The sequence below is a fragment of the Xanthocytophaga agilis genome, assembly GCF_030068605.1.
Lineage (GTDB): Bacteria > Bacteroidota > Bacteroidia > Cytophagales > 172606-1 > Xanthocytophaga > Xanthocytophaga agilis.
In genome coordinates this window covers 596,018-609,026 of record NZ_JASJOU010000003.1, presented here as the reverse complement: position 1 = coordinate 609,026, position 13,009 = coordinate 596,018, and the positions used below count along the sequence as shown (strand labels likewise).

General features: G+C 39.8%; 10 protein-coding genes. 8 read left to right on the top strand and 2 right to left on the bottom strand.

Annotated features, from left to right (window positions below; all coding sequences use genetic code 11):
• Positions 1-187: 187 nt before the first annotated feature.
• From QNI22_RS12815 to QNI22_RS12800, 4 genes are all read left to right on the top strand, one after another.
• Positions 188-559 carry a VOC family protein gene (locus QNI22_RS12815; RefSeq protein ID WP_314511033.1) on the top strand — a complete coding sequence of 124 codons (372 nt, stop codon included), beginning with the start codon at positions 188-190 and terminating at the stop codon, positions 557-559.
• A 131-nt stretch (positions 560-690) separates the two neighbouring features.
• Positions 691-1,506, top strand: coding sequence for an SDR family oxidoreductase (locus QNI22_RS12810; RefSeq protein ID WP_314511032.1), 816 nt, complete (start codon positions 691-693; stop codon positions 1,504-1,506).
• A 97-nt stretch (positions 1,507-1,603) separates the two neighbouring features.
• Positions 1,604-2,506, top strand: a complete 903-nt coding sequence (locus QNI22_RS12805; protein WP_314511031.1) for a helix-turn-helix domain-containing protein — start codon at positions 1,604-1,606, stop codon at positions 2,504-2,506.
• 152 nt (positions 2,507-2,658) lie between these two features.
• The gene (locus tag QNI22_RS12800; protein WP_314511029.1) at positions 2,659-5,949 is read left to right on the top strand and encodes a S41 family peptidase; all 3,291 of its coding nucleotides are present in this window, start codon (positions 2,659-2,661) and stop codon (positions 5,947-5,949) included.
• 85 nt (positions 5,950-6,034) lie between these two features.
• Here QNI22_RS12800 and QNI22_RS12795 read toward each other — a convergent pair whose 3' ends face one another.
• Positions 6,035-6,763, bottom strand: a complete 729-nt coding sequence (locus QNI22_RS12795; RefSeq protein ID WP_314511027.1) for a hypothetical protein — start codon at positions 6,761-6,763, stop codon at positions 6,035-6,037.
• Between the two features lie 200 nt (positions 6,764-6,963).
• Between QNI22_RS12795 and QNI22_RS12790 the strand changes: the two genes are divergently transcribed.
• The 3 genes from QNI22_RS12790 (at position 6,964) to QNI22_RS12780 (ending at position 10,704) form a co-directional block, all read left to right on the top strand.
• Positions 6,964-8,955, top strand: coding sequence for an amidohydrolase family protein (locus QNI22_RS12790; RefSeq protein ID WP_314511024.1), 1,992 nt, complete (start codon positions 6,964-6,966; stop codon positions 8,953-8,955).
• Between the two features lie 57 nt (positions 8,956-9,012).
• On the top strand, positions 9,013-9,882 hold the full coding sequence (locus QNI22_RS12785; RefSeq protein ID WP_314511022.1) for an AraC family transcriptional regulator: 870 nt from the start codon (positions 9,013-9,015) through the stop codon (positions 9,880-9,882).
• 102 nt (positions 9,883-9,984) lie between these two features.
• Entirely contained in the window at positions 9,985-10,704 is a 720-nt protein-coding gene (locus QNI22_RS12780; RefSeq protein ID WP_314511020.1) for a siderophore-interacting protein, read from the top strand.
• A 250-nt stretch (positions 10,705-10,954) separates the two neighbouring features.
• Here the strand turns inward: QNI22_RS12780 and QNI22_RS12775 are convergent, their stop codons facing one another.
• Positions 10,955-12,025, bottom strand: a complete 1,071-nt coding sequence (locus tag QNI22_RS12775; protein WP_314511018.1) for an alpha/beta fold hydrolase — start codon at positions 12,023-12,025, stop codon at positions 10,955-10,957.
• Between the two features lie 198 nt (positions 12,026-12,223).
• Here QNI22_RS12775 and QNI22_RS12770 point away from each other — a divergent pair, with 198 nt between their 5' ends.
• Positions 12,224-12,943, top strand: a complete 720-nt coding sequence (locus QNI22_RS12770) for a GNAT family N-acetyltransferase (protein ID WP_314511017.1) — start codon at positions 12,224-12,226, stop codon at positions 12,941-12,943.
• Positions 12,944-13,009 lie beyond the last annotated feature (66 nt).

Genomic DNA, 13,009 nt, shown 5'->3' with positions numbered 1-13,009 from the left:
TGATTGTCAGCGTAGTATATGGAGCGTTTGTATCTGAATACAGAAAAGAGGGTAATACTATACCGGAAATTTTATAAATTGTGCGTCTAATTGCCTCTGTGGCAAATGGTCATTCTACTATAAACAGGAGAAACAGCAGACTCCATTTACTACTATTAAATTTACTCAATAAGTAAGAATGACACTTATGGAACACAAAGCTATTTCCATCCGGCCCTTCATCGGAGCCGAAAACTTCCAGTTATCACGCAGTTTTTATCGGGATCTGGGATTCCAGGAAGGCGTTATTTCTCATGATTTTTCCTATTTCTATACAGAAGGAATAGGCTTCTATCTGCAAGGACATTATGTCAAAGACTGGGTAGATAATACTATGCTTTTTCTGGAGGTAGACAATGTGGAGAGATACTGGAATGAACTGCTGGCTCTGGATCTTACTAGTAAATACAAAACGGTAAAACTCACACCGATCCGAAATCAGGATTGGGGACGGGAGTGTTTTGTGCATGATCCTTCTGGCATACTCTGGCACTTTGGGGAATTCTTCAAACAAAAATGAGGAGATACAGTGCGTATACATACTATTCGGTGAAATGTATAATTCCTGCCGTGAAAGATATAAGGTCTTAAAGCCGTTGTTGGTACATCTTTGTATTGTCAATTACGATACAAAATACAACGATCAACAACATGAAAAAGACAGTATTAATCACAGGCACCTCATCAGGCTTTGGCCGGGAAACTGCTAAATTGTTTCAGCAAAACGGATGGAATGTTATTGCCTCTATGCGCTCACCTGAAAAGGAGCAGGAGTTGCGCAATTTAGATAACGTATTAGTTACTCAACTGGATGTGCAGGACTCTCAGTCTATTGAAGACGCCATAAAAGCAGGTGTAGACAAATTTGGAACAATCGATGTGTTGGTAAACAATGCTGGCTATGGCTTGATGGGTGTTTTTGAATCTGCCACCAGAGAGCAAATCCAGAAACAATTTGATGTCAATGTATTTGGGATGATGGAAGTGACACAGGCTGTGCTACCTTATTTACGCAAAAACGGCAAAGGAGCCATCATAAATATTTCCAGCTTTGGAGGGATAATTGGGTTTCCGTTTACAAGTTTGTATGCCAGTTCGAAATTTGCTGTAGAAGGTTTTTCAGAAGCTTTATCCCATGAACTGGTAAAACTGAATATAGCAGTTAAAATCATTGAGCCCGGTGGTGTGCATACAAACTTCCGTAATGGACTGGATCTAATTAAAAATGAAATAGCTGAGTACAACCCAATCATGGGATCATTCTTCAGTCGATACGCAAAGCCTACCGAGCACCTGGCTAAAGCAACGCCAGAAGATGTAGCCCTCACCATTTACAAAGCGGCAATAGATGAAAGCACTCAGCTTCGCTATGTAGTTGGAGAAGATGCTCAGTTATACATTGATACAAAATGGAAAAATTCCGAAGAGAAGTTTATCCAGTCAGTGCGAGATTTCTTTCTTAACTGAGAAGAAGTATCACATGATTGATAAAACCAGAAAGATTTGCCTATAGCGCGGGTCTTCTGGTTTTGTTCCAGAAGAGAAAACAATGAGATTGTCAGGCATGAAACCGACATATATAGACATAGAATCCATCGCCGCAGTTCATAGGTTTTACAATTGTGGTACGCCCCAACATCCACTGATAACCATTATTGATCTGGCAGAAACAGCACCTGATAGACCCAAAGAAGAAGTATATTACAGAACAGCCTTTTATACGGTGATGTGCAAGCGGTTTGAAGGAACAATGAAGTATGGTAGATCCTATTACGACTTTGAAGAAGGGTCTCTGATGTTTACTGCTCCTAACCAGGTAATTGCTTCCAGTCCGGATATCCGGGTTTTGGAGGGATGGGGTTTGTTTTTTCACCCGGATTTATTGGCTGGAACCGAACTTGGAAGAAAGATTCATGAATACTCATTTTTTCAGTATGATACAAATGAAGCATTGCATATCTCTGCTGAGGAAAAAACTATATTGCTCGATTGCCTGAATAAAATAAAAAGAGAGTACTCCCAGAATATGGATAAGCATACCAAAAGTCTGATTATTGACAACTTACAAGTGATGCTTACCTATTGTAATCGATTTTATGACAGACAGTTTTTTACGAGAGAGTATGTAAACCATGATATAGTGCAGAAGTTTGAGCGAATGCTAATTGACTACTTCGCTCAGGAAACACTTGTAGAGGCTGGCTTACCCGATGTGAAATACTTTGCCTCACAACTGAATTTATCTCCCAACTACCTGTCAGATCTGTTAAATCGTTTTACAGGTAAAACCACACAAGAACATATTCATTTGCAATTGGTAGACAGAGCAAAAACGCTGCTTTGGGGAACTGAAAAGACCATCAGTGAAATAGCCTATAATCTGGGCTTTGAACATCCTTCCCATTTTACAAAGCTTTTTAAATCCAAAATCGGGATTTCACCCAAGGAGTACAGGCAGTTGAATTAAGGTGTAGATAGAAAAGTAGTATTATACTTTTCCGTTAAACAGCCTTTTCCGGTTTCTTATCATTATCAAATGCATATTCTTCAAAAAATAGATTGATAATATACGATGGTTTGTGGAAATTTGAAGTTGACTTATTTGCAAACTAATCTACCATGCACCGCCTTTATCAATTTCTGCTCGGCATTGCCATGCTAATGCCTGTGGTCGTGAAAGCCGACCAGAACCCACTATGGATGCGCTACCCGGCTATTTCACCGGATGGCCAGTTTATTGTATTCAGTTATCAGGGCGACCTATATAGAGTCGCTGCTGCTGGTGGTCAGGCTATTCCGCTGACATTAAGTGAAGGACACGATTTTATGCCTGTATGGTCACGCGATGGCAAACAAATTGCTTTTGCTTCGGATCGTTACGGTAACTATGACGTTTTTGTGATGCCATCTACCGGAGGTGCAGCTACTCGTCTTACGTATCATTCGGCCAATGACCTTCCCAGTGATTTTACCCCAGATGGAAAGCACATTATCTTTTCGTCATCACGTACAGATGCAGCCAGCAACGTACAGTTTCCTTATGGTATCCTGACAGAACTGTATAAAGTGTCTGTTGCCGGAGGCCGTGCGCAAATGTTGTTGACTACACCCGCCGAACAAGCTCGCTACAATAGGGCAGGTAACCGATTGGTATACCATGATAACAAAGGATATGAAGACCCTTGGCGCAAGCATCACACTTCCTCTATCTCACGTGATGTATGGGTATATGATGTGCCAACAGGCAAACATACACAGCTTACCACCTTTAATGGAGAAGACCGAAATCCGGTATTATCACCTGATGAGAAAGATATCTACTTCCTTTGTGAAAGCAGTGGATCATTTAACGTACACAAAATGTCGGTAGATAAACCTGGACAGGCTACTCAGGTAACCAAGTTCAGTAAACATCCGGTTCGTTTTCTGACTATGGCTGAGAGTGGTACTTTGTGTTATGGTTATGATGGAGAAATTTATACACAGACAACAGGTAGTGAACCCAAAAAAGTAGTTATTCAGATCCTGAATGATACCCGCAATGTGTTGGAAAAGGTAGTGCCGATCAACAGTGGCGCTACTGAAATGGCGCTTTCTCCTAATGGGAAAGAGATTGCGTTTGTATTTCGTGGAGAAGTATATGTTACTTCTGTAGAAGGAGGAGTAACCAAACGTGTGACCAACACCTCAGAACAGGAGCGTTCTGTTAGTTTTAGCCCTGATGGTCGTACGTTATTGTATGCCGGTGAGCGAAATAACAACTGGAATATATACAAAAGCTCTATTATACGTAAAGAAGAGCCTTATTTCTATTCTTCTACAGTACTGAAAGAAGAGCCCGTAGCCGCTACAACCGCGGAAGAGTTTCAACCTTCTTTTTCTCCGGATGGTAAAGAGGTAGCTTATCTGGAAGAACGGGTTACCCTAAAAGTGATTAATCTGGAATCCAAAGCGACCCGTGTTATTTTGTCTGCTGATAAAAACTATTCCTATTCAGATGGAGATCAATATTATACATGGTCACCGGATGGCAAATTTTTCCTGGCAACCTACTCTCCAAGCAACATGTTCAGTGCGGAAGTCGCTTTGATTCCGGCTGATGGTAAAGGTAAACTAGTGAACCTGACAGAAAGTGGATATAGCGACGAATCACCCAAATGGATGATGAATGGCAAAATGATGATCTGGTTTTCTGATCGTGATGGTATGAAAAATCACGGTAGCTGGGGTGGTGAGAGTGATGTATATGGTATGTTCTTTACCAAAGAATCATGGGATCGCTACAAGTTGAGCAAAGAAGACTTTACATTGTTGAAAGAGAAAGAAGAAAAAGAACAGAAAGAAGCTGCCAAGGCTAGTGAAGCAGAGAAAAAAGACGATAAGAAGAAAGCTGGTGAATCGGCTAAGAAAGAAGATAAAACAGTAAAGATTGAATTTGAAGGACTGGATGGTCGTAAGTCTCGTTTGACAATTCACTCTTCCAATTTGACAGATGCTGCCGTATCACCTAATGGAGACAGATTATTTTATATGTGTCGTTTTGAGAAAGGCTATGATTTGTGGGTGACAGACCTGCGTTCCAGAGAAACCAAAATTCTGGCGAAGCTGGAAGGCGGACCTGGCAGTATTGATATGACTAAAGATGGTAAATCTATTTTTGTGAGCTCTGATGGCAAAATCATGAAGATCGATGCAGAATCAGGCAAAAGAGAAGCTGTTACCATCAATGGTGAAATGAACCTGAATACAGCTGCAGAGAGAGCTTATATCTTTGATCATGCATGGCGTCAGGTATTGAAAAAATTCTATGTTACAAATCTTCATGGCGTAGACTGGGATTTCTATCATACTGCCTATGCTAAGTTCCTGCCTCATATCAACAACAACCGTGACTTTGCAGAGATGCTGAGTGAAATGCTGGGCGAATTGAATGCATCCCATACAGGTTGTCGGTATGCACATCCTCAGGTAAACCTGGATGCAACCGCTTCGCTAGGATTGTTTTATGATCAGGAATACGACGGCAAAGGGCTGCGTGTAGTAGAAGTGATGGGCAATGGGCCACTGGCTAATGCTCAGTCCAAGGTAGAGACAGGTACCATCATAGAGAAAATAGATGGCGAAGAAATCACTACTGAAATGGATTATAATAAGCTGTTGAACCGGAAAGCGAATAAGAACGTACTGTTGTCCTGCTACAACGAAAAAACAAAGGTGCGCTGGGAAGAAACTGTTAAGCCAATTACTTTGCCTCAGGAAAGTGAACTTCGCTATCAGCGTTGGGTGACTACTCGTCGCAAAGAAGTAGATAAAATGTCAAATGGTAGTGTGGGATATGTACACATACGTGGCATGAATGATGCGAGCTACCGCACCGTTGTAGAAGAAGTGTTAGGAAAATGTGCAGACAAAGAATCGCTGATTGTCGATACCCGTTTCAACGGTGGCGGGTGGCTGCACGATGATCTGGCTACATTCCTAAGTGGTAAAAAATACCTGGATATTGTTCCTCGTGGTGTTCATATGGGACACGAACCCTTTCGTAAATGGATTAAGCCTTCTGTCGTATTAGTAGGTGAAGGTAACTATTCTGATGCTCATATGTTTCCGTTTGCTTTCCGTGAAAACAACATTGGTAAAATCATAGGTATGCCTGTACCAGGTACGGGCACTGCGGTATGGTGGGAGACTCAGATTGATCCAACGTTGGTGTTTGGTATTCCTCAGGTAGGTATGGTTGCACTGGATGGCAAGTATCTTGAGAACAATCAGCTTGAGCCAGATGTAAAGGTGATGAACCAGCCTGAAGTTGTTTCCAAAGGTCGTGATCAGCAGCTGGAAAAAGCGGTGGATGAACTGAAGAAGTCTGCACCAGCCAAAGTTCAGTCTAAAGTGATTGGTGGTAATTAGTAAAAGCTTGTAAGTTTGTGTATACAATGGCATGACTGTCTTTCAGCCATGCCATTGTTTTATTTAGACCACACAACCATGACTCTTATCTTTGCCATCCTTCAATCTTGTAGATCTTCTCTGTGAGTTTTCTATCCGGATTTCCATTGTCAGGATGAAACCATACTTCAAATCTGGCAGCATACGGTTTACCCCAATCTCCCTCATAGATAGTAAAATGATCTTTGGTTCCAAATTGTATAATACTATCTGTATCATTGATTATCTTAATAGAACTGCTTTTCGCCAGATTATCTGTGGAGAGTGGATACTCCTGCGTCACTTCATATGCTTTTAAGTAAATAGTTCCAGGTTCTGTTTTCCCTATCCAGATAGCATATTCATACAATCCTGGTTGAAAAGAATTGTACAGCTCAAAGTCAAAAGCTTTCCCTGTACTATGGCCTATAGAGTCAGAGCTTATGATTGATTGCTCCTTAGGAGTGTTCAGCGTAATATTGGTGGGTATAGTTAGATTATCAGCCCATTTGTCTCCATCTAGTTGTTCCATAGCAAAAATAAACACGGCATACAGAATGATTCCTGCTATTGTTCCCACTCCAAGTAACCCTGTGAGGATAGCTTTGAGCCAGCGACGATACACTAGGTGATAGACTGCCGATCCAAAAAGGAATAGTAGTGATAGGGTTAGAAGGATAAAGCTTGCTATTCCCAGGAAAGGGACCGGTGTCCAGTTGCTTACTATAACCAACCCAAGTGCAGCAACCCAAAATACAATGGGTATCCACCATTTTTCAAAGCAAGATGTAAGCATGTTTGTCCCTATGTAAAGTTATTGTTTTTTAGTGTGAGAGCTTATTTAAAAATTATCTTTACGAATCAGATACTATTTCTGGTATATAGATACTTTGGCCTTACCAATGGTAAGTTAGACTATCAGAATAAGAAGGCCACAAAATAATAAAGTCCAACAAAATAGTATATAGCTTTTACTCAGAGAAATTTACAACCACTATGAAAAGAATCGTCTCCCTGTTTTTGTTGCTAAGTCAAACTTATTTATTCGCTCAGGGTAAGCTACCAATTGGTGATACATTAAAATATGACATCCTTTTTAATGGCAGGAAGGCTGGATATAGCTGGCTTTGTCAGACTGGACCTCGTCAGTATGCTTCGTATCAGGAATACAATGACAGAGGGCGTGGACCTAAATTACTAACTACATTCAAGGCCTCTCCGCAAGGTATTGTGACCTTCCTAGATGTAGAAGGCAATAACTATATGAAAGGCAAAGTGGCTGAGACTTATGAATTACTAAATGGTGTTGCTCGCTGGGAAAATACTGCTGAGAAACAGCAAGTTTCTGTCACAAGGCCTGCTATATATCTAAGTACTGAAGCGGATGCTCCTTATTTACCATGGGCATTGCTTGCCTCTCCTGAGAAAAAGATTGATTTGTTACCTGCCGGACAGTCATCTATCCGATTGCTAAAAGAACATATACTTAAAAATGGAAAGAATGCCTATTTGTATTCAATCACGGGACTGGGTTTTGATCCTTCACTTCTCTGGCTGGATGAGAATCAGATGAGTTTGGGTTCTTTCAGTGATTCTTTTAACGAAGTTCGTGAGGATGTAAGGGATGATGTAGGCGATTTGTATCAAATACAAAAAGAAGAGATGGATGGCTATTATAGCAAACTGACCAGTCAGCTTGTCAGTAAGTCCAGAACAGGAATTGCTTTTCACAATGTCAATGTCTTTGACTCCGAAAGAGGGAAGGTTTTGCCTGCAAGAACCGTTCTGATCAGAGATGGGAAGATCCAGGATGTAGGAGATGCCAGTCTTAAATTACCCAAGGGGTATACGATTATAGAGGGAAAAGGAAAGACCTTATTGCCTGGCTTATGGGATATGCATACACATTATGGTGGTGGATCTGAAGGTTTGTTGAATATAGCTTGTGGAATTACCAATATTCGTGATATGGGCAACTCACTGAGTTTGCTGGAACTCCAGCAGCAGATTGACAATGGAGAGGTGATTGGTCCGAGGATTGTGTATCGTAGTGGAATTATTGATGGAGACGGACCCTATACTGTTCCACTTGGTATATCTGTTTCCAATCTGGAAGAAGGACTTCGTGCCATACGAAAATACGATTCACTAGGATACCAGCAGATCAAGCTGTATAGTTCTATTAAACCTGAATGGGTAAAGCCAATGGCTGATGAAACACATCGGCTGGGGCTGAGAGTAGCAGGACATATTCCCTCTCATATGACTGCGACACAGGCTATTAATGCCGGGTATAACGAAATTACCCATGCCAACATGTTGTTTCTGAATTTTTATGGTGATACAGTAGATACCCGTTCAATGCGTCGGTTTACGCTGGTAGGGGAGAAGGCCGCTTCGCTGGACTTTGAAAGCCAGGAATTTAAAGACTTTGTGAAACTGTTTCAGGACAAACATATCTCCATAGATCCTACACTGGGAGTTTTTGAGGGAATGTTTACCAGTAGTCCCAGTAAACCCTCATTGGGATATTCTAAAATTATGAGTCGTTTGCCTGCGACCATGCAACGCAATGCCTCCTGGGGTGCATTAACACCACCTCCAGGTCAGGAAGAAACCTATCGGAATGCAATGAAGGCAATGCAAAAACTTGTCAAAAAATTTTATGATGCAGGTATCCTGATTGTATCTGGTACAGATGATCTGGCAGGATTTATTCTGCATCGGGAACTGGAACTATATGCAGAAGCTGGCATTCCTACTACTGAAGTATTAAAAACGGCTACATACAATGCCGCAAAGCTTTGTGATAAACTGGATGTATTAGGTACTATCACCAAAGGCAAAATTGCCGATGTTATTCTGATAGACGGAGATCCAGTCCGAAACATTAGTGATATTCGCAGAGTATCACTGGTTGTAAAAGATGGTAATCTGTATGATCCTAAAAAACTTCTGGAAGCTATCTCTGTGAAGTATTTTGAGTAGGTGTAGACTCTACTCGTAAGAGATAGCTTTGTAGACAATTTATTGCCTAAAAAAAGAATGGCCAAAAAAGCAAAGTCAATACCTGTACGATCCTATATTGAGCATTTCGAAGCAGGAGCAGCAGTCGGAAAGATAGTATCTGAAGATTTTTCTTCCTATCAGGAAGCTGGATATCCTCATCGACACGATTTTCATTTTTTTCATGTATTGGAAAAAGGGAAAATTTGTATGGAAGTGGATTTTATAGAATATAAAATGGAAGGTCCTGTCATTTTATATATTCATCCCAGCCAGGTACATCGTACTGTAAGCGTTGAACATTCAGAGGGCTATATGTTAGGTATTCTCAATGAAAAGCTGAATCCAGAATATCTACAACTATTCAATGAGCTTGTTTTGCCTGCCTCTCCTTTGGCATTGACTTCAGATATGGTTACTCTTTTTGATCAGGCTATTCGGTTATGTGTTGCTGTTTCTGAGCAAAAGGATAATAAACTATATACATTACTGGTAAAGGACTATATCAATGCTTTTGCAGGAATGTTTCTGTCTTTTCATCTGGAACGGAAAAGTTCAAATACCACTATCTCTCGCTTTAGTACGGTTACACATGAGTTCAAACTACTTCTGGAACGTAGATTTGCTGAGATAAAGCGTCCAGCAGAATACGCCAGCCTATTACATATTTCAGTCCCTTATCTGAATGAATGTATCAGAAATATGACTGGCCATTCTGTTTCTTATCATATTCAGCAACGGGTGATTCTGGAAGCAAAACGGATGTTATTTCATTCCAGCAAATCTGTAAAAGAAGTGGCCAGTGAATTGGGCTATGAAGATTACGCTTATTTTTCTCGACTTTTTACAAAGATTACCGGAATAACCCCAGTCGCTTTCCGGAATAAAAACCTCGATTCGTCTAAGTAATACCCTCCTTTCTGCATTGCTGCCACAAAGGCAATAACCGTACTTTGCACTGTACAACATACACTGACATACGAAAAGTACAACTGCAAACTTGTTTGAAACATGCCAAAAGTAGCTAAGTGGCTAGGTAATACCCTAGAAGGTTTATTTGCCTCCAAATTTCCTTTGATGACAGTAATAAATACTGAATACATAACGCCGTTTGTTAAAAAGATATGTTTTCAGGGAGATGTGTCTGGGATGGATTTTCAGATTGGCTATGCCATCATTATCCGGGTAAGTGATACGGAATACAGAAACTATACGGTATCCTATAGTGATACCGAAAAAGGTGTTGTTGAAATTATTGTGCATTTACATGGGGAGGCTCCCGGAAGTCGCTTTATGCATGCTTTGACAACTGGTGAACAAATTCGGATAAGTGCTCCCAGAGGAATGAAACAATATAATCCATCTGTTAGGCAACATGTAATTATTGGAGATGAAACATCGTTGGGATTAGCTTATTCCTTTTTGGATGCAGTAAAGTATAAACAACATGACTGTCATTTTTATCTGGAGTTGGACGAACAGAATAATACTGTTCCAGAGTTGTTAGGTCTGGATAATTACACTGTATTTTCAAAGGATGGGACGTTTCAGAATGAGAGCTCTGTTGCCAGTTTGCCTGTCTTTCATTTGGATACGTGGCAGGATAGCAACTTTGTCTTGACAGGGAATGCCAGATCTATTCAAACAGTGAAACGTGTATTAAAGCAAAAGAACTTCAGAGGAAGAGTCCTGGCAAAAGCCTATTGGATGGAAGGTAAAGTAGGCTTATAAGTATTCAGTACCATACAAAAAGAATCAATGTTTATGATTTATGTGTTTAAGACAACTGTAAAAACAAAGAAAGCTGTAAGGTCTCTTAAATCTCGTCTAGATACATTGTTAGCTGATGCGAAGTGGAATTTTGATTTAGCAGATTGTGACCATATTTTACGTATTGATAGTCATACCTTACTGACCGCGAAGGTAATTGAGTTATTAAAGCAGCAAAATTTTGATTGTATTGAACTGGAATAAGAAATGACTATCTTAAGTGATTGTACTGCTTTATACGTTTCAGGAAATTGATCACATCCTTTAGAAATTGATCAGGGTGTTCGTAGTGAACATTATGACCTGTATTAGGATATATCTTGTGTTCAATTAAAGCAGGATGTTGTTTTTGTAGTCGAGCATTTTCTGTTTCAAAAGGAAACAAATCATCTGAATGGGTCGGATCAATAATTAAAAGAGGGACGGATAGATTGCGGTAAATAATTTTAGGTTCTAAAATTGCCATTGATTCTGCAAAGAGTGGCATGCGAGTAGGATAGAGAATATTTTCAAGAAATTGTTCAGGCGTTTGCATATGTAATAGTTGCAGTACACCTGGACTCAGTGCCCATTTGCCATTTTTTGTGGGACGAATCCATGCCAGAAGGCTAAACTGATTTCCTTTTTCTGCTGGATCATAATAGGCTTGATAGGTTTCAAACTCGCTGTTAAAGATTTGCTCCTGTAAACGATCTTTGAATAGCTGATCTATTCGCTGAGTTAATTGGGCGGAATCCATTTTATGATAATAAGTATTGCTTGAAACAGAGCCTCCATCTTCCAAAATTATACCTAATACCCGGTCAGGATATGTATCATAGAAAGCTGTACTGACCATAGCGCCTCTTGACCAACCTCCAATTACAGTTTTTCTGATTTTTAATTCATCCAATATGCATTTAATATCATCGGCTATATGATAAAGTGATACTTCATGATCCGGTATAGGAGTTTGTCCATGTCCGTAATAATCTATTGCAATAACATAATAACCTGCTTTTACTAATTGGTCAACAAAGGGAAGTACTTCAAAGGCATTAGTCAAACTACCATGTGACCATACAAGCGGAATTCCCGATCGATTACCCCATGTCAGATAATGCATACGGCCATTGGGAGTTAATGTGACGTGTCCATGCACTTTTTCAAAGTGGGAAAATTCAGATTTGGCTTCCTGAAAAAGTGTTTTCAGAGGTATAATAGTATCTGATTTTTGTTGAGCCAGGATTGGTATCTTGCAAACCAATAAAATTGTTAGAAGAGTAGTTAATTTCAATAACATATGTTCTACGGTCTGGAGTGAAATTAGGTGATATTCAATGTTATATACCTACTTTTGACAGGATTTAGAACGAATAGGTTGTAAATTCATCGGATCTGTCTTTCAGTATAGGCTTCTTGACCATATAGTGACTATCTTAAACCATGAACAAATTATCTCTGTAATGGGTTAAGATTTTTTATAGACACTTTTTGTAAAATGGACAAACCTATTGTTAAAAATCTATACGAATTCTGGACTCATATTGGGCAACTGACACATACCCTAAAGAAGACAACGTTATGCTCTGCTGTTTCTGTACCTCACTCTGATTGGCCAAACAGAATCTTTGATTTTGAAGTTTCAAAGTTAGTTATTGATGAGATCTGTCAACTAAGCCATGGAGGCGAACTATCTGATATAATCACTACTCAGAAGCCTAATATACTAAACGATAATCCCAATTTTGATTTTTTGTCTGGACAAAGAAATATGGCAATCGATCTGAGGTCTTTGGAGGCAAAATCAACAGATACTACAACTATTCGACAGGTAAAAACAGATGCAGAATCAATAGCTTTTGCTAAAATAGCATCTGAATCGTTTCGGTATCATGTAGGAGATCACGTTATTTCTACTATTATTTCTCAGTCAGAGCAGATTCGTGTGTTTATATACACAGAAGAGAATGAAACTATAGGTTGTGGAATTGTATTTTTTGATTCAGACAATAATGCCGGATTGCATATGATAGGGACAACTCCTAATGGGAGAGGAAAGGGTATTGCTACGACTATGACCAGATATTTACTACAGGAGGCCAAAGCAAATGGAAGTATCTATTGTGTACTTCACGCATCATTGATGGGAGAACCCATTTACAGAAAGTTAGGATTTACAGCTTATGGAGAAATTGAAACCTACCGAATCAGAAAATAGAGGTATATATTTTGTGACGTAGTGAACGTATTTATGTAATAACGAATCCCTCAATATGTTTGTAGG

Coding starts and splice junctions, on each gene's coding strand:
- QNI22_RS12815 (WP_314511033.1), top strand. CDS start 188: ATGGAACACAAAGCTATTTCCATCCGGCCCTTCATCGGAGCCGAAAAC.
- QNI22_RS12810 (WP_314511032.1), top strand. CDS start 691: ATGAAAAAGACAGTATTAATCACAGGCACCTCATCAGGCTTTGGCCGG.
- QNI22_RS12805 (WP_314511031.1), top strand. CDS start 1,604: ATGAAACCGACATATATAGACATAGAATCCATCGCCGCAGTTCATAGG.
- QNI22_RS12800 (WP_314511029.1), top strand. CDS start 2,659: ATGCACCGCCTTTATCAATTTCTGCTCGGCATTGCCATGCTAATGCCT.
- QNI22_RS12795 (WP_314511027.1), bottom strand. CDS start 6,763: ATGCTTACATCTTGCTTTGAAAAATGGTGGATACCCATTGTATTTTGG.
- QNI22_RS12790 (WP_314511024.1), top strand. CDS start 6,964: ATGAAAAGAATCGTCTCCCTGTTTTTGTTGCTAAGTCAAACTTATTTA.
- QNI22_RS12785 (WP_314511022.1), top strand. CDS start 9,013: ATGGCCAAAAAAGCAAAGTCAATACCTGTACGATCCTATATTGAGCAT.
- QNI22_RS12780 (WP_314511020.1), top strand. CDS start 9,985: ATGCCAAAAGTAGCTAAGTGGCTAGGTAATACCCTAGAAGGTTTATTT.
- QNI22_RS12775 (WP_314511018.1), bottom strand. CDS start 12,025: ATGTTATTGAAATTAACTACTCTTCTAACAATTTTATTGGTTTGCAAG.
- QNI22_RS12770 (WP_314511017.1), top strand. CDS start 12,224: ATGGACAAACCTATTGTTAAAAATCTATACGAATTCTGGACTCATATT.